The 19,137-nt window shown below is 36.0% G+C and carries 15 protein-coding genes; 7 read left to right on the top strand and 8 right to left on the bottom strand.

Annotated elements, in window-relative coordinates:
* Nucleotides 1–24 precede the first annotated feature (24 nt).
* Nucleotides 25–1,365, top strand: a complete 1,341-nt coding sequence (locus GA0061081_RS08315; protein WP_370516525.1) for a GntP family permease — start codon at nt 25–27, stop codon at nt 1,363–1,365.
* A gap of 58 nt (nt 1,366–1,423) precedes the next feature.
* Here GA0061081_RS08315 and GA0061081_RS08320 read toward each other — a convergent pair whose 3' ends face one another.
* Together GA0061081_RS08320 and GA0061081_RS08325 are read right to left on the bottom strand one after the other, a co-directional pair.
* A complete protein-coding gene (locus GA0061081_RS08320; RefSeq protein WP_091349634.1) occupies nt 1,424–2,191 on the bottom strand; it encodes a methyltransferase domain-containing protein in 768 nt (255 codons plus the stop codon).
* A 3-nt stretch (nt 2,192–2,194) separates the two neighbouring features.
* The gene (locus GA0061081_RS08325; RefSeq protein WP_091349637.1) at nt 2,195–2,926 is read right to left on the bottom strand and encodes a 1-acylglycerol-3-phosphate O-acyltransferase; all 732 of its coding nucleotides are present in this window, start codon (nt 2,924–2,926) and stop codon (nt 2,195–2,197) included.
* An 87-nt stretch (nt 2,927–3,013) separates the two neighbouring features.
* On the opposite strand from GA0061081_RS08325, the gene mnmC2 reads away from it, so the two are divergent.
* Together mnmC2 and GA0061081_RS08335 are read left to right on the top strand one after the other, a co-directional pair.
* Entirely contained in the window at nt 3,014–3,721 is a 708-nt protein-coding gene (gene mnmC2, locus GA0061081_RS08330; RefSeq protein WP_091349641.1) for a tRNA (5-methylaminomethyl-2-thiouridine)(34)-methyltransferase MnmC2, read from the top strand.
* Nucleotides 3,722–3,907: 186 nt separating this feature from the next.
* A complete protein-coding gene (locus GA0061081_RS08335) occupies nt 3,908–4,837 on the top strand; it encodes a hypothetical protein (RefSeq protein ID WP_091349644.1) in 930 nt (309 codons plus the stop codon).
* A 745-nt stretch (nt 4,838–5,582) separates the two neighbouring features.
* Here the strand turns inward: GA0061081_RS08335 and tamB are convergent.
* The 5 genes from tamB to dapB all read right to left on the bottom strand — a co-directional run bounded on the left by tamB (nt 5,583) and on the right by dapB (nt 13,119).
* On the bottom strand, nt 5,583–9,386 hold the full coding sequence (gene tamB, locus GA0061081_RS08340) for an autotransporter assembly complex protein TamB (protein ID WP_091349647.1): 3,804 nt from the start codon (nt 9,384–9,386) through the stop codon (nt 5,583–5,585).
* 1 nt (nt 9,387) lies between these two features.
* The gene (gene tamA, locus GA0061081_RS08345; protein ID WP_425337794.1) at nt 9,388–11,109 is read right to left on the bottom strand and encodes an autotransporter assembly complex protein TamA; all 1,722 of its coding nucleotides are present in this window, start codon (nt 11,107–11,109) and stop codon (nt 9,388–9,390) included.
* Nucleotides 11,110–11,120: 11 nt separating this feature from the next.
* Nucleotides 11,121–11,660 carry a hypoxanthine phosphoribosyltransferase gene (gene hpt, locus GA0061081_RS08350; RefSeq protein WP_085247860.1) on the bottom strand — a complete coding sequence of 180 codons (540 nt, stop codon included), beginning with the start codon at nt 11,658–11,660 and terminating at the stop codon, nt 11,121–11,123.
* 132 nt (nt 11,661–11,792) lie between these two features.
* Nucleotides 11,793–12,290, bottom strand: a complete 498-nt coding sequence (tadA, locus tag GA0061081_RS08355) for a tRNA adenosine(34) deaminase TadA (protein WP_091349654.1) — start codon at nt 12,288–12,290, stop codon at nt 11,793–11,795.
* A gap of 7 nt (nt 12,291–12,297) precedes the next feature.
* Nucleotides 12,298–13,119, bottom strand: coding sequence for a 4-hydroxy-tetrahydrodipicolinate reductase (gene dapB / locus GA0061081_RS08360; RefSeq protein ID WP_091349658.1), 822 nt, complete (start codon nt 13,117–13,119; stop codon nt 12,298–12,300).
* A 134-nt stretch (nt 13,120–13,253) separates the two neighbouring features.
* Here dapB and GA0061081_RS08365 point away from each other — a divergent pair, with 134 nt between their 5' ends.
* Nucleotides 13,254–14,450, top strand: a complete 1,197-nt coding sequence (locus GA0061081_RS08365) for an MFS transporter (protein ID WP_091349662.1) — start codon at nt 13,254–13,256, stop codon at nt 14,448–14,450.
* A 41-nt stretch (nt 14,451–14,491) separates the two neighbouring features.
* Here the strand turns inward: GA0061081_RS08365 and bamJ are convergent, their stop codons facing one another.
* A complete protein-coding gene (gene bamJ / locus GA0061081_RS08370; protein ID WP_091349665.1) occupies nt 14,492–15,103 on the bottom strand; it encodes a BamJ family beta-barrel-assembly machinery protein in 612 nt (203 codons plus the stop codon).
* Nucleotides 15,104–15,310: 207 nt separating this feature from the next.
* Here bamJ and bamE point away from each other — a divergent pair, with 207 nt between their 5' ends.
* From bamE to rep, 3 genes are all read left to right on the top strand, one after another.
* On the top strand, nt 15,311–15,733 hold the full coding sequence (gene bamE / locus GA0061081_RS08375) for an outer membrane protein assembly factor BamE (protein WP_091349668.1): 423 nt from the start codon (nt 15,311–15,313) through the stop codon (nt 15,731–15,733).
* Between the two features lie 337 nt (nt 15,734–16,070).
* Entirely contained in the window at nt 16,071–16,997 is a 927-nt protein-coding gene (gene dusA / locus GA0061081_RS08380; protein ID WP_091349765.1) for a tRNA dihydrouridine(20/20a) synthase DusA, read from the top strand.
* A 104-nt stretch (nt 16,998–17,101) separates the two neighbouring features.
* Nucleotides 17,102–19,117: a DNA helicase Rep gene (gene rep, locus GA0061081_RS08385; RefSeq protein ID WP_091349671.1), complete on the top strand. Its 2,016-nt coding sequence runs from the start codon at nt 17,102–17,104 to the stop codon at nt 19,115–19,117.
* Nucleotides 19,118–19,137 lie beyond the last annotated feature (20 nt).

Consider the following 19,137-nt stretch of genomic DNA (forward strand, 5'->3'; position numbering starts at 1 on the left):
ACTATAGAGAAAAATAGTTGGAGAATGATTGCAGGGTTATTAGTTGCCATCACGTTATTACTTTTTATGATTTTGAAAACAAGAATTCAAGCTTTCCCTGCGTTGATTATTTCAGCCTTTATTACAGGGTCACTTGGTGGTATGCCAGGTCAATTTATGATAGCTACCATTAGTAAAGGATTTGGCAATACACTAGGTAATATTGGTATTGTAATTGGTTTTGGTGTCATGATGGGGGCCATTTTACAAATGAGTGGCGCAGCACAAAAGATGGCTCAAGTCTTCATTAATTTACTAGGAAAAGGCAGAGAAGAATTAGCGCTAGTAATTATTGGCTTGTTAGTAAGTTTAGCTGTATTTTGTGATTCAGCCTTTATTGTTTTATTACCTTTAGTTAAAGCAATTTCACGGAGTACTGGTAAATCGGTTGTTGGTTTAGGATCAACATTAGCAATGGGGTTAGTTATAAGCCATAGCATGATTCCACCAGCTGTTGGCCCATTTGGTGTTGTTTCTCAATTTGGCATTGGACTTGGTGAGTACATGCTTTGGGCAATGGTACTTGCTATTCCTATTACGATTGCAGGATTTATTTACACGCGTTATGTGGGGCGTAGTATTTATCAAATTCCAACAGAAGATGGTGAAAATTTTACTCGTGAACGATTGACTATCAAACCTAATGATATCGAAGATGATCAACACTTACCCAGTGCTTTAGCATCGTTTTCTCCAATTATTACTCCTATTATTTTGATTCTAAGTGCTACATTAGTCGGTGAAATGAAATGGGATAATACCATTGCGGTTATGATAAAAACAATGGGGCATCCTATTGTCGCAGTTGGTATTGGCTTATTGATTGCAATAATGTCCTTGACAAATTCATTTCCACGTAAGGATGTTGTTCATCAAATGGAAAATTCTATACGTTCAGCAGGCATTATTCTATTAGTTATTGGTGGCGGTGGTGCTTTGGGCATGGTACTACGTGATTCTGGAACAGGCCAAATTATTGCTCAATATATTGTTCAAATTGGTGTGCCAGGTATTTTATTACCATTAACTATTTCAACTTTAATTCGCTTAATTCAAGGGTCGGGTGTTGTTGCAATGATTACCGCTGCAAGTATTACTGCACCAATGATTGGTACGTTAGGAGTTAATCCAATTATGGCGGGATTAGGTTGTTCGATAGGTTCATTTATGTTTTCACATTTCAATGATGCCTATTTTTGGGTAGTTAATCGTTCATTAGGTGTGACTGAAGTTAAAGAGCAAATTAAGGTATGGAGTATTACCTCAACAGTCCTTTGGGCTTCAGGAACGGTATCTTTGTTAATAGTGAATGCGGTATTCTTCTAAATCAATGGGATATAGCGGTTAAGGCTATATCCCATTGATTAAATCTCTAAATACAAATTTAGTTTTTTGCAGTAACTAATATATATCTTGCTAAATTAAGATAAGGTTCAGTTTGGCAATATGTTTGTTCAAGTTCTAATAGCTGTTCAAAGTGAGTTTCCGCTTTGGATTTATTGGTAAGATAATCATGAAAAATGCGAATCCCTGTTTTTTGTAAGATAGTAAAATCCAGTTGTGTAAGCCAGTGATATACGTCGGTTGGAACTCTTGGAAAATCGGGAGAAAGTGTTTTCTTTTTGCGTTTAGCTAACCCCGATTGGGTGTAACCAAAATTGCCTAATGTGACAGTTTTAAATAAAAGCGCATGATAATTATAAAACATTAACGATAAATAGCCTTCGGGTTTGAGATGTTTTTTTAATGATGCTATTAATTCAATTGGCTCTGCTACCCATTCTAATACCGCATGGCAAATGACTAAATCAAACTTTTGGTTAATTAAGTTATCAAGCTGTTGGATAGGGCAGCAAAGGCAATTTATAGTTACCTTTTCTGCTTGGGCCTTTTGTTTTGCTAGTTCTAGCATCTGTTCTGAGATATCACAAAGTGTTACCTGATGTCCAAGCTTGGCAAGCCTGCCGGCGATTTGACCTTGCCCACCACCAGCATCAAGTATGGTTAGTGGCTTATTGGTTGGATAAGTAGCTAAAATTTTTTCTAATTCTTGCCATACTATCGCTTCGCGAATTTTTCCTTTGGTTGTGCCATAAATGTTTTGTGCAAACTTATTGCTGATGTCATCAAAATTACGATCTTGTTTATTCATGAGTTATTTTTGATTATTTAACTGTTTTGCTTCATCATTTATTTGCGCTATTTTAGCAGCCATTTGGTTATAGCATTGTTCCATTAAGGTTCTAGCATCCTCTTTGCTTAGATCTTTTGTTTCTATAGGCTCTAGCATTTCAACAATAAAATGCCCATTATTTAGACGATTTAATTTGATATCATTAGTTTGCGATACACAAATTGGCACAATGGGTACTCCAGCTGCAATTGCGGCTTTAAATGCCCCAGTTTTAAACGGTAACAATCCACGTCCGCGGCTACGAGTACCTTCAGGAAACATCCAAATAGATATGCCACGTTTTTTGATTTCATTAACAACTTGTTCAATTGTATCTCGAGCTTTTGATTTATTATTACGATCAATAAGAATGTTGCCAGTAAGGTAATAAAGTTGCCCAAAAAATGGAATCCAAGCTAAACTTTTTTTACCGACGGTGACTGTTTTAGGTTGTACGACATCTGATGCTACGATGATGTCATAGTTATTTTGATGATTAGCAATATATACACAACTACCTATTTTATTAATATTAGGGTGAATGCGAGTATCAACTTTTACGCCAAATATAGGTTTAAAGAAAAAACCAAATAAATGGGCAAATCTTGCCACGTTTTTGGGATTTCTTGGATTAAATAAGCAAAAAATAGTGCCTAACACACAAATAACAAGACCAATGATAACCACACTAATTAAGCGGAAAAGAAATACCATAATTTACCTCATAAGTTAACTTAGCGTATTATATACATAATTAACATTAATATACAGTTGTTAAATATAGCTGTTTAAAGGAAATTTATGCATAAATCGACAATTATTTGGAATGAAAATCAGACGCCTATTTCTGTTCATTTTGATGATGTGTATTTTAATACGGAAGGCGCTATTGAGGAAACAAGGTATGTATTTATTGACGGTAATGATTTACCTCAGCGTTTTTTACAGCATAAGCAAGATACATTTATTGTTGGTGAAACAGGTTTTGGTTCAGGTTTAAGTTTTTTAATTTTATGGCAAACGTTTTTAAATTTTAGAAGTGAGCATCCAAATCATATACTGAAACATCTTGCCTTTTTCAGTGTCGAAAAATATCCATTATCTTTAGATGAACTAATAAAGATACATGATAATGTGGTTTCTAAAAATGAAACGTTATTTTCGTTAGCAAAACAACTTCAGGCTAGTTTGATTGATTCTACCTGCCAATTTGACAACGTTAGTTTGACAATATGCTATGATGATATTAGGCATTTTTCAGATTTTCTAGTTAAGAAAAATGTATTGATTGATGCTTGGTTTTTTGATGGTTTTTCACCGGCTAAAAATCCTGATATGTGGTCAGAATGTTTATTTAACAATTGTTTTAGCCTAACAGCCCCAGGCGGTAGTTTTGCGACTTTTACGGCTGCTGGTTTTGTTCGTCGTCATTTAATGAGTGCCGGATTTACCGTTGAAAAACGAAAAGGGTTTGGCGCAAAACGTGAAATGTTAGTAGGGTATAAGTGAGTTTGCTTTTTACCTGTATCCACTACCGTCATTTCTCAAATTACGGAAAACAAAACAAGCCATTCCCAAAATTAAGCAATTTTCTAGAAGAGATAAGCTAATTCATGTAACATATTAATCAATAATGACAATTTATTATTGATTAATATAGTTATAAAAATAAAAGTAAATTAAATAGGAGAACAAATGAAAGCCTTAAAAAACGTTTTAATTATATTAACCACCGCTATGATTTTAACGGGTTGTGAAGAAAAAAACGAAGAATATTATTTAAACAATATAGACTCAGCAAATAAAAAAGTAGAGCAATGTAATCAGGATTTAGAAAAGGCATTTATAGCAAATGATAAAGGCGGTATCGAAAAGGTAGAAAAAAATCCTGAATGTCGTGCTGCAATGTCTGCAATTGAAAAAGACAGAAAGATAAAATATGAATTAGAAAAAAAACGGAAAGAAGACGAAAAAAAACAAGCGGTAGAATCTGAAATGAGCGCCATCAGACAACAAGTTTCTGGTATGTCATGGGGCGAATCAGTTGATGAATATTTAAAGGTAGATGAGTGTAAGAGTAGTTTTTCGTTTAATAAAAGCCCGAAATGTGAAGCTTGGGAAACGGTTTATAAAGAAAAAGTAGATGAAGGCAAAAAAGAGTTAAAACAGCTATCTTTTAATGAAATTAAAGAAAAAATGCAGTCTTTATGTAAATTAGATAAAAGAACTGGCTCTAAGTGTAGTGTTGCCCAAAAAGCACTAGAAGAAAAGGCGGCTGATGAATTAGCCAATGTTGATATTCAAACCATTGAATCAAAAAAATCACTATACTGTGCAGAGGATCTGGTTTTTCAATCAGCTTGTAACGTTAGTTGGGAAAAAGCATGGAAAAAAGAAAGTGATAAGTACGTCAAATTCTATACAGAAAATAATGCGGAATTTGTTGCTACATATAACTCATGCATAGATAAATTAGAAGCCGTTAAAGCTCAGAAGTTAAACTGGAATGAAGAAAATAAATTACAAAAAGCAATAAAAGAAGGATACCCTTGTAGTCAAGTGAAAGATGCTTACACGAAAAGAGGAATGGGATATTCTTGGTTTTATCAGAAAATTGAAGAATAACCCAATTTAGTCGTGTTCTATTAGAATGGAATCAATTGTTGACAAAGAACTCGCTTTTCGCGAGTTCTTTGCGCTAATAGATTTGTAAACTTAGTAAATAAAAATTTTAATAAAATAAATGATTTTTCTTCTTTAAATCAGGTGCTGTTTTGGGGAGGGTCGATTTGGTTTTGTGTGATGGTTTCGGATGTTTTGGCTTTAAGTGATTAAAATGGCGACAGTGACCACGTCCGAGCTAAGGGAATTTGAAGCGAATTCCCTTAGCGAACTCACACTTTGTCTGCATAATGTGACCCCGCAATTACTTGTATCATCCTGACATTGCCTTTACGAGGCCATCTTCGCTTTGCTCAGACATTCAAATAGTACAGCACAAACTAGCCAAACGTTCCTGTTTGGCGTGCTAGTCTCGCTCTGTCGTGGCACATTCTGACGTCAAATAAGACAAACAACATAACCTTGGGTTAGATTTTGTGGAGGTGTTTTTGGTTAAAGAGATCTAATTACTAGCCCAAAAACAGTCAGGAAAGGTATTGATTTTATTAAAGTTTTTTTGGTGTTATGAGGTTATGTACCATTGGACAAAAATAAATGCTGATAGCACTATTTTATCACTGAAATGGCATAATCTGATATACAGCCTAACTAAAGCATCAGTTAGCACGCTTTAGCTAGGCTGGTGTTAGCATTTTACTCCATTGGGGTTCTGCATAAGGTAATGGGCATAGAGTCCTTTGGGGTAATGTTAGAAATCAAACTGATAAATCAGATCCAATGTTTGCGCTAAGCTTGATGCTGCATCTAAATAAAGATTCGGCATAAGCCTATAACGTAAAGTAAACGTTGCCAATGAATCAAAAATGCCGACACCATATTTTAGTTGTAAGTTAGGTAATATATACCCGCTAACCACAACTTTAGAATTGTTACCCGCACCTTGCGTATCAAGCGTTAGATTTTTGATACCAAATGCATTACCTATATCACCAATATATTTACCGGTTTTTGCTGTGCCAATACCAACGAGTAATGCGGTCATCATGTCACTATCACTTTGTTCCGCACTATCAAGTCCTTGACCTCGAATTAAGTAGGAAAGGGCTTCTTGCTGTGACATGGCAGGATCTGAAAACACTTCAATCTTAGGTGATTCCGACGATCCTGTAACACGAATCCCCGCCATGATGTTATTATTTTCCATTGATTCTGGATTGCGGATTGCTTCAATGTCGAGCATAGCTTGATCGGTTGCACCTGAAAATGTGATGATACCTTTGTGAATAATCAAGTCTTGCCCATAGGCATGGAATCGACCTGTTGGAATTGAAATCTCTCCATGTAGATCGAGTCCTTTATTGGTTTGTGTTGCAATTAAATTACCTTTAAGCGATGCATTTAATCCAAAGGCATCGACAGTCACTTTATCCTCAATATTAATTTCAATATGTCCATTGATTTTCATGCCAAATTCTTGGGCCTTAATTTCTTTTCGATTTGCACCAAGCATGACCTCATCTGGCGAAACATCAACGCTTGATGAGGGTAGCGATTCAACCGTTATTTTACCTTTTGGAATACTTACTTTTCCTAATAACGTTAATTCGTCTGGTGTTGCATTGATTTTAATATCAGGAATAATGGTCATAACAATCATTGGAGGCACCGAAACTTCCATGGCTGCACCATTAACTGTTAGCGAAGCTTGCCATTTATCTAAGGTATTCCAGCTGGCATTACCATTAATATTAACGTTACCTGCTTGAGTGGTTAAAACACCTTTTAATGTGGATGATTTTCCATTGAAATTGATATCAAACTTAGCTGATTTAACGTCAATGGGTAATTGGCTTGATTGTATTTCGCTATGTTTCAAGCTAATAGTACCAGTTAGCAATGGGTCATTTAGTGATCCAGAAAATTTAACCGTACCATTAATGGCACCTTTAGCATAATCTTTACTGTCTAATAATGGATTAATAATTGCTAACGCTAAATGATCGATATTTAATTGGCCACTTAATGTTTTTTGATTGGTTGGATCTGTTATCACTATATTTCCGCTAATTTTTCCTAGTTTATTTAGGCCAAAAATCCAATCTAATTTAGCTTGTTGTTCATTAAATTCTGCATCAATCTTAAAAAGATCGAAAGGCAGTGGCAACGACTGTGAGGTAACAATTTGTTGAATATAAACATCACGACTGGTTATATTCGCTTTTATTGATGGTATTTTATTGTCATTTTTAAATTGTATGATTATTTTGCCATTTACATTACCAGTAAGTTTGGTTTCACCATCGTTAGGTATTGGTAGTTTAGATAGATTAATTTCTTTTAACGTAATACTTGTATCGGTGTTTTTAGTTAGCGAAAATTGTTTATCAAGGCAAATAGTTGACTTTTCATTTATCCAGCAATGGGCATTAATGGCTGGTATTTGATTCTTTATGTCATAAGATAAGTCCAACGATTTAGTAAGTTGCCAATTATTGTTTTTGCCTAAATTAAGTAGAGCATGCGCAATGGTCCCGCTCCATTTTGTGCGATCTTTATCAAGTTGCCCTGTTAACGAAGTCGTCAATGATGCTGGATCACCATCAATATTTGCCGTTAAAGTATGGTGATTTTCACTGCCTGATAACTCAATATTTGCTTTTTTGATGATTTGGCTTGGTAGCTCTATTGTTTGACCAGTGAGCTTGATATTGCCACTTAATTGGTTTTTATACCGAACTTTGCCAACAAGATTAGCTTTAGCCACTTTGATTGTGTCAAAAGAAAATGAGTTAACCGATAAATTGGTATCAATAGCGGCATTGTTAGCAGTACCGTTGAGTTTAATATTACCTGCAACAGATCCTTGCATGCCATCAATCAATAACGATAGTGATTCGAAATTTAAGTTCGCAAGTAAATTGCCACTTTCACTTGAGCCATTTAAATTTAGCTGATTTTTCCCCCATTTAATCGCAAAATCATCTGCAGTGGCTTTATTTTCAGAGTTAACAGATAGATTACCTGATGCAAAAAAATCGGCGTGATTGATATTACCTTTTAATTGTAAACCGGACAAATTAAACGCCCATTTATCACTTTCTAGCGAGCCTGTTGTTTTCAATTGACCGTTTAATCGAACTGGATAATTTGGCAATTCTTTGGTGATATCAACGTTATTGAGTTTTATGTTGGTATCCCATTGCAGGGCTTGTTGCCAATTTGCAGTTCCTGCTATGTTAATTTCACCTTGGGGTAATTTAATTATTCCATGGTCGATCATTGCACCTTGATTGGTGCCTGTACCGGCAATATCAAACATCGTGTTGGCTAATTCATCTCCTTTTATATGGCCTTTAGCTGACATTTGATACTGCTGCACGTTACCCTCTATTGATGCAGAAAAATCATTTAATTCATATTGCGCTTGTCCTTCAATTGGCCATTGAATATGCTTACCTTCGAGGTGAGTCATGATAGGCAAGTATTTTTCTATAAAATTGATGCGCCCATTTATTTTTATTTGATTCAAGCCATCAAGAGTTGCGTTAGTTAATAGCTCTCCAAGCAATTTACCTGAAAATTGTGCATCGAATTGGTTTTGTTCGGTATTTGCTTTCACTAATGCTAATACTGGCCAGTCGTCATGTAATGTAATTTCGCCCGAAACCGAAGCATGTCCGCTTGCGTAAGGGGTGGTAGCATCTGTATCGACTTGTTTTACAATGATACGACTATTGACGATATTAGTCTGAATTATAACATTATTGAATCGATAATCTTGCCCTCCCATATGTAATAACCAGTTATTACCGGTTAAACTTGTTACATTAATATTTAATGGAATATTAACTTGAGGTAACGAATCAATCAGTGGTTGATTAAAAAGTTGGCTGATTTTTTCATTAAGAGCGATATCTTCGTTTGTTGCTTCAACAGGTAAATTGGTTGTTTTATTATCCGCAAAAATAGCGCTTAAATCTGTTGCTACAGCTGGATAAACATAAATTTGATTATTAATCCACGTTGCTTTACCAGTAAAGTCGGACATACCAAATTGCATATCATCAACGGTGACTTTTATATCTGTTAAGTGGGTATTTTTAAGATCTATAGGTAACGGTGTTGTGAGTTCAAAACGTTTTTCTGTGCTGGGCTCTTCGCTAGGCGAACTATCTATTTGTCCAGTATTAATTGAAACTTTTACACCATCGGCATTAAATTGACTTACACAGACTTGGGCTTTTAATAAACAATGTCCAGCTAATGAAAATGAAGCATCATTAACTTGAACATTAACATTCGGTAATTCAAGCGAAAGTCCTTGTATATGCAGATTATGTAATGTGCCTTCAATTTGAGCTATCTTTAGCTCAGGTAGAAATTTATTTAAAACATAGGTAGTTAGTTTTACACCAAGACTGGTATATATAAACAAGATAACAAAAACAATTAGAAAGCCGATAACAGATAAAATGGCTATGCTTCGCTTTTTCCATTTACGTATCTGTTTTAATTTTTTTACTTTTTTTATTCTAACTAAATTTTTAGCCATATTATAACTCGCTTCCTAGACCAATATATAGGTGAATAGAACCGGTGTTTTTGTTTAATGGTGTTGCTAAATCGATTTTTATTGGCCCAACAGGCGAAGCCCAACGAATGCCAAATCCTGTTCCTGTGTAAAATTTGGTTGTATCAACTTTGTCTATGGCTTCGCCAGTATCAACAAAGGCAGCTCCCCACCATGGACCTGATAAATTATACTGGTATTCAATTGAACCAGTGATGAGTTTAGAGGCACCTTTTAATTTGCCTTTTTTATCTTTAGGTGAAATAGACTGATAGCTATAACCACGAATACTGCGCTCACCACCCGCAAAAAATCTAAAAGATGGTGGAACTCGATCAAAATTGCTCGCTTGTATAATACCGAAATTACCACGAGCAATAAATCGATGTGACTTATGTAGTGAACGAATCCAAGCTTGTTGAGCTTGAAAGCGAACTAAATTAATATCTGACCCTAATGATTCTCCAGCGGCTTCGACAGAATAACGTTGGGAATCCCCCCACATTGCTAATAAATCACCATCAGAGCGGATTCTTGATAAGCTAAGTGATGGATAATACAAAAATGTTTTGAAACTTGCATCACCTTGAGTAAAATCATCACGTAACAGATTAAAACCTAGTGCCGTTTGCCATCCATAAAAGTTATCCCAGTTGCGCAATGCTCCAAACGTATAAGAACGTGAGTAGGTGTCGTTATTATCTATTTTTTTATAACCACTTTGAATGGTATAATACTGCTCAAGAGGCGATTTTTTTAATGGAATTTTGTAACTCATAGTGACCAGTTGTTCTGGTGAAGATAGCGATAAGTTACTTTGAAAACTTTGTCCTCGGCTATTAATCCAAGGTTTGTTCCAACCAATTTTCCCATGTACACCGTTATCTGTTGAAAAGCCTAAACCTAAGTCCATATTATTTTTTTTGCGAGGCGAGGTTTCAACATCAATAGGTAAAACTTTGTCTTTTGTTAAATGTGGAAAGTCAGGTACAACAACCACTGAATTAAACCAGTTTGTTGAGGTAAGGCGTCTATTTAATAATGACAATTGTTCGGCTGTATATTCCTCACCATCTTTAAATGGCACAATATTTGCTAAATAATCGTCGCGGATTTGGGCGTTATGAAAAGTGACTTTACCTAATCGATAACGTTTACCTGTAGTGTAATCAATATTCCAAAAGGCTTTATTTTCATCTGTCGAAACAGCTAATTGATGTTTAGGCATATCGGCATCAAAGTAACCTTTTCTTAGTGATAAATTTTGCAGGCTTTTCTTAAATGACTCATAAATGCCATGATTTAACACATCGCCAATTTTGGGTAAATTATTTTTTAGCAAATATTCAAAATCGGGATCTTTTTGTCCATCCCCTGTAATATTGACATTGAGCTGCTCAACTAATACGGGATCCCCTGGTGATATGTTAACGACAAGGACTTTGGGATCTTGTGCATTATATTCAAAAGTTGGCGAATAGTAACCTAATGCGCGTAGTGCTTTTTGTACCTCACTTTCAAAATACCGCTTAAAAGCGGGCGTATCAACCACTTTATTGGGGGAAATTAATGAAACACGTGTATTGACATTGTCAGCTAATTCTCCTGATAATCCTTTAATGGATAATTTCATGTCAGCGTAACTTGATGTTACTGTCATCACTAACAGTAGACCTAATGAACAGGAAAATCGCGACACATACACCTCGTATAATATTAAGATTCAAGTAAAGTGACATGACCAATATAAGGTAAGTGACGGTAGTGTTGAGCATAGTCAATACCATAACCCACGACAAATTCGTCAGGAATCGAAAATCCGATATATTTCACTGGAACGTTCACTTCGCGCCGTGAAGGCTTATCTAGTAGTGTACAAATTTCAATACTACGAGGATGGCGTAATTTTAAAATAGCCATAACTTTGCTAAGTGTATTACCCGTATCTATAATATCTTCGATAATCAATACATCTTTATCACGGATATCTTCGTCTAAATCTTTTAATATTTTAACATCACGGTTACTAATAACAGCATTACCATAGCTTGACGCTGTCATAAAATCAACCTCGTGTCCAACGGTAATTGCTCTGCTCAAATCGGCCATAAAAATGAAAGAGCCACGTAAAAGACCAACTAAAATAAGTTCATTTTGGCTATGTTGATAATCTTGACTAATTTGTTGACCTAGTTCAATCACGCGCTTTTGGATATCATCAGTAGATATCATCATTTCTAATGTGTGTTTTTTCATTAATAATGCTCAAATTAAATTTTTAAAAAATTAAATGAGATTCTAGCAATTTTCCTTGGTAAAAAGAATAAGCGAACCCATTTTTTATTAAACTAACATGGGAATAGATTTTCGTATTTTATACTCAAACACCTAGTTACCTGAAACTTTTTGACAACAATTTTTAGTCACTTTTTTTTGTAAGCGCCGTTTTTTAAAAAAATCACTCAAAATAGTACTACATTCGTTAGCTAGTACTCCGCCTGTCACTTCTGCATAATGGTTGATGCCTTGCTGAGCAAGAATATCGATAAAAGAACCTGCTGCGCCAGTTTTGTAATCACGTGCACCATATACTACACGTTTAATACGGCTATGAATAATGGCACCAGCACACATAATACAAGGTTCAAGAGTGACATATAAGGTTGTATTAATTATGCGATAGTTATTCAAAAATTTACCCGCTTGTTCAATAGCTAGTATTTCGGCGTGAGCAGTGGGATTATGCTTACTAATGGGTTGATTAAAGCCTTCACCAATAATTTGATTATTTTCATCAACAATCACCGCACCGACCGGGATCTCTCCTATCGATTCGGCACGATTAGCAAGCATTAATGCACGGCGCATCCAAATTTCATCTGACATTTTCAAATTACAAATTATTGAGATTTAGGACATCACGCATGTCGTATAAACCAACAGGTTGTTTGGCAAGCCAGAGTGAAGCTCGTACAGCACCATTAGCGAATGTCATACGGCTGGATGCTTTATGACTAATTTCAACACGTTCACCAATATCGGCAAAAATAGCGGTATGTTCTCCTACTATATCCCCAGCTCGGATAGTTGCAAAGCCGATAGCGCCTTGTGGTCTTTCCCCTGTGTGACCTTCGCGACAGTAAACTGCACGCTCTTTTAAGTTGCAATCAAGTGCATCTGCTATTGCTTCACCCATGGCTAATGCTGTACCAGACGGCGCATCAACCTTGTGACGATGATGCGCTTCAATAATTTCGATATCAGTATAACTGCCCATAATTTTGGTGGCTTTTTCCAATAATTTCAGCACTAAGTTAACACCGACACTGAAGTTTGCGGCAAATACAATGGCAATGTTTTTAGCTGCATCAGCAATAGCTTGTTTACCTGCATCATCAAAACCAGTTGTGCCAATGATTATCATTTTTTTATTTTCAACACAAAAAGCTAAGTGTTCAAGGGTGCCTTCAGGTCGGGTAAAATCGATCAGTACGTCAAATAGGTCTTTAGCTTGTGCTAGATTATCGGTGACTTTAATGCCACACATACCGATCCCTGCAAGTTCACCAGCATCACTACCAATTAATGATGAACCTGCTCGTTCAAATGCTGCACCTAAGGTAACCCCTTCGATTTGCGAAACAGCTTGGATAAGTTGCCGTCCCATTTTGCCACCAGCGCCAGTTATCGCAATACGAATCATGTTTGTTGACATATAACTTTCCTTAACTTTTTGTGAATGTAGATAAATAAATATTATAGCGGAAAATAAATAACTTATACACATCAGCTAAACTTAAATGCTACAATTTTTGATCCGTTTTCTATAAAAAATAAACAGGAGTTATTATGCGATCTCCGTGGTATTTTGGTTGGAATATCGTTATTGCAGCATCTTTTCTCACTTTGCTTTCTAGTGGGTTGAGAATGAGTATGGGTGTTTTTTTCCTCCCCATTGCAAATGATCTTGGGTTTAGTCGTAGCGTCCTTTCTGGCATTATTGCTATAGGCATGCTTTTTTCAGGTATCGCAATGCCAATAGCCGGATATTTAGTGGGCAAATATAGCACTCGTTTTGTCCTAATATTAGGCACGATCATTATTATTCTCTCGACAGTTTGGTCAGCTAACTCAACTGATTATTGGAGCTTTTTACTATCTTTCGGTATTGCATTATCTTTTGGTACTTCTTTTGTGGGGTCAGTTAGCTTTACGCCTATTGTAGCGCGTTGGTTTATTAAACGCAGAGGATTGGCCTTATTTATTTTATCAACAGGAAGTATGGCAGGTATTGCTGTGATGTTACCTGTTTTTGCATTCTTCATTCCTATTTATGGATGGCAAACAACGCTAATTTCGTTTGCTGTGATTTTTATGATTATCGCCTTGCCTATTGCTTTGTTTATTATGAAAGATAATCAATCTGAGATCGAAAATTCTAGTATAGAGCCTGTTATCAATCAAAAAATAGAGCCTAGTATCAAACTTATAGATGTGTTAAAAACACGTCCATTTTGGCAACTGAGTTTTGGGCTTTTTACCTGTGGCTTTAGTATGAATTTATTAGGAACACACGGTGTCCCAATGCTTATCGATCATGGATTTGATCCTATCACCAGTTCTAATGGTATTGGTTTGATTGGTTTAGTCGCTATTTTTAGTACCTTAGTTTTGGGTTATCTATCTGATATAGTACAACGAAAAAACATTTTGATGATGGTTTATTTAATACGAGGCTTAGGTTTTATTGCTCTTGTTTTAGCATCAACTAAATGGCAGCTTTTTACTATTGCAGCAGTGGGTGGTTTGGTTTGGGCTGGCGCTCTGTCAATGTCTGGGGCCATTACAGCAGATATTTATGGTGTAAAAATCGTAGGATTACTTTCTGGATTAACCTATTTTGGGCATCAAATTGGTGCGATGATTGGTTCATGGTTAGGAGGATGGGCTTACGATCATTTACACACTCATTTAGTTGCGTTTGGTACGGCAAGTATTTTATTGTTACTGGCGGCATTTAGCTCCTATCTTCTTCCTAAACAATAATAGTTTAAAACAAATGGACGCCAAGTAGCGTCCATTATTACTTATAAAACCTTTATTAATTCAACATCAAATATTAATGCACTGTATGGTGGAATTGATGCACCAGCACCTTGAGCACCATAGGCTAACTCTTGAGGAATATATAAACGCCATTTTGAACCTGCAGGCATCAGTTGGAGCGCTTCAACCCAGCCTTGAATTACGCCATTGACAGGAAACTCAGCCGGTTGTCCACGCTCTACTGAGCTATCAAATACTGTGCCATCAATTAATTGACCCGTATAATGGACTTGAACGCGATCTGTTGCTTTAGGTAAAGCGCCATCACCTTGTTTGATGATTTCATACTGTAAACCAGATTCAGTCGATTTAATGCCATCTTTATCAAGGTTTTTGGCAAGAAAATCTTTACCTGCTTGAGCAATTTTTTCTGCTTGTTTGGCTTTTTCTTTTGTTGCTTGTTCGTGTACATGACGTAGTGCATCATGTAATTCTTGCAAGGGTAGTGCAGGCGGATTACCGGCTAAAACATCTTCCATTGCTTGTTTTAATGCATTGAGTTCTAAATTATTTAAGCCTGATTCTTTCAATTGTTGCCCAATTTGTAATCCAATGGCATAACTTGCTTTTTGATCTATTGTTTCTAGTTTCATTTTGTACCTTAATTGTTTAAAAAAAGCGTCTATCATGACTGTATTAAGTTGGTGGATACAAGGGTAAAAGTCAAGTGATAATTCGTATCATTACTTGATGGTAATTTGATTATTAGCTAATTGCTAAAGAATTTATCAATTTGGCTAGCACTCAGGCAAAATATCAGCGATAATATAGCCTATTATTTTTTTAATGGATAAAGTTAGATGCTGTTTCGTAAATTTACCGCCTTTGCAATTGTAACGAGTGTTTTACTAACTGGTTGTTCGGTTGTTGAGCATTGGATATATAGACCGGATATCAACCAAGGTAATTATGTGACACAAGATGCTCTTGATCTATTAAAAGTAGGTCAAAGTAAAGAACAAGTTGTGTTTATTATGGGGTCACCAATGTTAACTTCTGTTTTTGGTGATAATGTTTGGTATTATGTTTTTCGCCAACAACCTCAGCATGGTGACGTTAGCCAAAGAAGTTATGCTGTTTATTTTGATGAAATGGGCCTAGTAAAAGATATTAAAGCATCAGAACTAGACGGTTCCAAATCATTAGAAGAAATGAATAAACAAGGTATATCAGACCCGATTGATAAAAAATCTGATGATGATAATCCTGACTCAGACTCTTAATCAAAAACCTCGTTATTTAACGAGGTTTTTGATTTTTGTTTACCTATTTTAATTTTATACATATAAAAGGTAATAAGTTGTAACGATTATTAGTAATAACTACCGTATAAAGTAATAATAATTGGCATGGTATTATAAAAAGTAGTATTGAAGCGACAGATGTAATTAAAAATATTTAAAATAGCCGTATATTGAGATACTTGTTTGGTTTGTATCCATTCTTATTGTTTATATTGTGGTTTTATTTGAAAACGTCGAGTAAAATAACAAATTTTTAATTGATGTCGAGGTTTTTTTGCATAATAGTTCAAGTCTAAATCGTTTTTCCATTGCCCCTATGCTTGATTGGACCGATAAGCATTGCCGCTATTTTCATAGAATTTTAACTAAACAAACATTACTCTATACCGAAATGGTGACCACTGGCGCGATTTTATTTGGAAAAGGGGATTATTTAGCTTTCAATAATGAAGAGCATCCAGTCAGCTTACAACTAGGTGGTAGCGATCCTAAAGCATTAGCACAATGTTCAAAATTAGCACAAGAACGTGGTTATGACGAAATAAATTTAAATGTAGGTTGCCCATCCGATCGTGTACAAAATGGCATGTTTGGTGCTTGTTTAATGGGAAAAGCCGATTTAGTTGCAGACTGTGTTGCACAAATGCAAGATCAGGTTGATATTCCCGTCACAGTAAAAACCCGAATTGGCATTGATAATTTCGATAGCTATGCATTTTTATGTCAATTTATTGAAAAAGTCATGCCCTATACTAATACATTCATTGTGCATGCACGTAAAGCATGGTTATCAGGGTTAAGCCCAAAGGAAAACCGAGAAGTCCCTCCGCTCGATTATGAGCGTGTTTACCAACTTAAACAAGATTATCCCGACTTAACTATCGCGATTAACGGTGGTATTAAAACCATTGACGAAATAAAGTACCATCTACAGTATGTTGATGGTGTAATGGTTGGGCGAGAAGCTTATCAAAACCCACTATTACTGACTCAAATAGATGCACAAATTTTTGGATTAAACTCTCCAACAATCGAACCTAAATCAGCAATTCGGGCACTTTATCCTTATATTGAACAGCAATTGACACAAGGTGTACAGCTAAATCATATCATGCGCCACACCTTAGGGTTATTTAATGGACGCAAAGGTGCAAGGCAATGGAGACGTTATTTGAGCGAAAATTCCCACAAAAAAGGTGCGGGTGTTGACGTTGTTGAACAGGCTTTAACATTCATCAAGTAGATGACAAAAACTAGCGGTTATGATCGATAAATATTGATGATAATTGGACGCAACTAGTATATCGTTATATACTAATCCACATTTTTCATAATGGTTTTTATTCAGTGCGTTTAAATTCAAGTCAACAAAAAGCTGTCGAATATGTTTCAGGCCCTTGTCTTGTATTAGCTGGCGCAGGTTCAGGAAAGACTCGGGTTATCATCAACAAAATTGCTTACCTAATTCGTGTTAAAGAGTATTTACCACGCCACATTATTGCCGTCACTTTTACCAACAAAGCCGCACGTGAAATGAAGGAACGTATTGCTCAATCGCTCAGCAAACAAGAAGCTAGAGGGCTAAAAATATCGACATTCCATACTTTAGGGTTAGATATTATCCGCAAAGAATATAAACACCTTGGTATTAAGTCGAACTTTTCATTATTTGACGATCATGACCAAACTGCACTATTAAAAGAGCTCACACAACAATGGTTAGATAATGACAAAGACCTTATCAACCAACTACGTGCCACTATATCAAATTGGAAAAACGACATTATCGACTCAACCACTGCCATGGCAAGGGCGCAAACTAACAAAGAAAAGCTCTTTGCACACTGCTATCAACTTTACGAAAAACAACTAAAATCGTGTAGTATTTTAGATTTTGATGATCTGATCTTACTACCTACGCTATTATTAAAAAACAACGAACAAGTCCGCGAAAAGTGGCAAAACAAAGTTCGTTACTTGCTAGTTGACGAATATCAAGACACTAACACTAGCCAATACGAATTTATCAAATTACTTGTTGGCAACCGGGCTAAATTCACTGTGGTGGGCGATGATGATCAATCAATCTACTCTTGGCGAGGTGCACGTCCACAAAACTTAGTTTTTCTTAAACAGGACTTCCCAAATTTAGAAGTAATCAAACTCGAACAAAATTACCGATCATCGGGTCGTATTTTAAAAGTTGCCAACATCTTAATCGAAAATAATCCACATATATTTGAAAAAAAACTCTTTTCAGAGCTTGGCTATGGTGAAGTTATTAGAATCATCTCAGCCGATAGTGAAGAACACGAGGCCGAAAAAGTTATTAATGATCTTATTGGTCATCGTTTTACGAATAATAGCCAATACGGAAAATATGCCATATTGTATCGTGGTAATCATCAAGCGCGTCTTATTGAAAAAATGCTAATGCAATACCGAATACCGTATCGAATATCGGGCGGAACCTCGTTTTTTGCACGTGTTGAAATCAAAGACTTAATGGCTTATTTACGGTTATTAACTAACCCTGATGATGATAATGCGTTTATTCGCATTATTAACACACCAAAACGAGAAATTGGCCCAGCAACCATTCAAAAATTAGGGGAGTGGGCAAATCACCGAGGTATTAGCCTATATCAGGCAAGTCATGATATGGGGTTAACTCAACTACTATCTGGCAAACGCATGGAATCGCTACAGGTATTTATCCATTGGTTTGATACGCTTATTCAAAAATCACATCATGAACCGATGGACGCGATTTATGAACTACTGCATGGTATCAATTATGAAAGCTGGATTTATGAAACATCCACATCCCCAGCATCAGGCCAAATGCGTATGCGCAATGTTGAACAGCTAGTTAGCTGGTTAAATGATATGTTAAAAGGCGATGATATTGACGAAGCTATGACACTTGAACAAGCTGTTGCCAGATTCACCTTACGAGACATGCTAGAACGCAATGAAACCGAAGAAGAGCTCGATCAAGTTCAGCTTATGACACTGCATGCTTCGAAAGGGCTAGAGTTTCCTTATGTGTATTTGGTGGGCATGTCCGAAGGCTTATTACCCCACCAAAACAGTATTGATGAAGACAACATTGAAGAAGAGCGTCGCCTAGCCTATGTAGGCATTACTCGAGCTCAACAAGAGCTCACATTTTCATTTAGCCGACAACGTAAACAATTTGGAGAGACAATACAAGTCGAACCAAGTCGATTCTTATTAGAACTGCCACAAGATGACTTGGCATGGCAAGAACAACGCAACGAACTATCTCCTGAAAAAAAAATGCAACAAGGACAAAGTCGCCTAGCCATGCTAAAAGCGCAAATTGCCAAGGCTAAATAAGCAAATATTAATCATGACAA

Source organism: Gilliamella bombicola (assembly GCF_900094945.1).
Classification (GTDB): Bacteria; Pseudomonadota; Gammaproteobacteria; order Enterobacterales; family Orbaceae; genus Gilliamella; species Gilliamella bombicola.

Bases quoted from the DNA above. Each gene is read 5' to 3' on its own strand.
- tadA (WP_091349654.1), bottom strand. From the start codon at position 12,290: ATGTCAGATGAAATTTGGATGCGCCGTGCATTAATGCTTGCTAATCGT.
- GA0061081_RS08365 (WP_091349662.1), top strand. From the start codon at position 13,254: ATGCGATCTCCGTGGTATTTTGGTTGGAATATCGTTATTGCAGCATCT.
- bamJ (WP_091349665.1), bottom strand. From the start codon at position 15,103: ATGAAACTAGAAACAATAGATCAAAAAGCAAGTTATGCCATTGGATTA.
- GA0061081_RS08325 (WP_091349637.1), bottom strand. From the start codon at position 2,926: ATGGTATTTCTTTTCCGCTTAATTAGTGTGGTTATCATTGGTCTTGTT.
- tamB (WP_091349647.1), bottom strand. From the start codon at position 9,386: ATGGCTAAAAATTTAGTTAGAATAAAAAAAGTAAAAAAATTAAAACAG.
- bamE (WP_091349668.1), top strand. From the start codon at position 15,311: ATGCTGTTTCGTAAATTTACCGCCTTTGCAATTGTAACGAGTGTTTTA.
- GA0061081_RS08320 (WP_091349634.1), bottom strand. From the start codon at position 2,191: ATGAATAAACAAGATCGTAATTTTGATGACATCAGCAATAAGTTTGCA.
- mnmC2 (WP_091349641.1), top strand. From the start codon at position 3,014: ATGCATAAATCGACAATTATTTGGAATGAAAATCAGACGCCTATTTCT.
- hpt (WP_085247860.1), bottom strand. From the start codon at position 11,660: ATGAAAAAACACACATTAGAAATGATGATATCTACTGATGATATCCAA.
- dapB (WP_091349658.1), bottom strand. From the start codon at position 13,119: ATGTCAACAAACATGATTCGTATTGCGATAACTGGCGCTGGTGGCAAA.
- GA0061081_RS08315 (WP_370516525.1), top strand. From the start codon at position 25: ATGATTGCAGGGTTATTAGTTGCCATCACGTTATTACTTTTTATGATT.
- GA0061081_RS08335 (WP_091349644.1), top strand. From the start codon at position 3,908: ATGAAAGCCTTAAAAAACGTTTTAATTATATTAACCACCGCTATGATT.
- dusA (WP_091349765.1), top strand. From the start codon at position 16,071: ATGCTTGATTGGACCGATAAGCATTGCCGCTATTTTCATAGAATTTTA.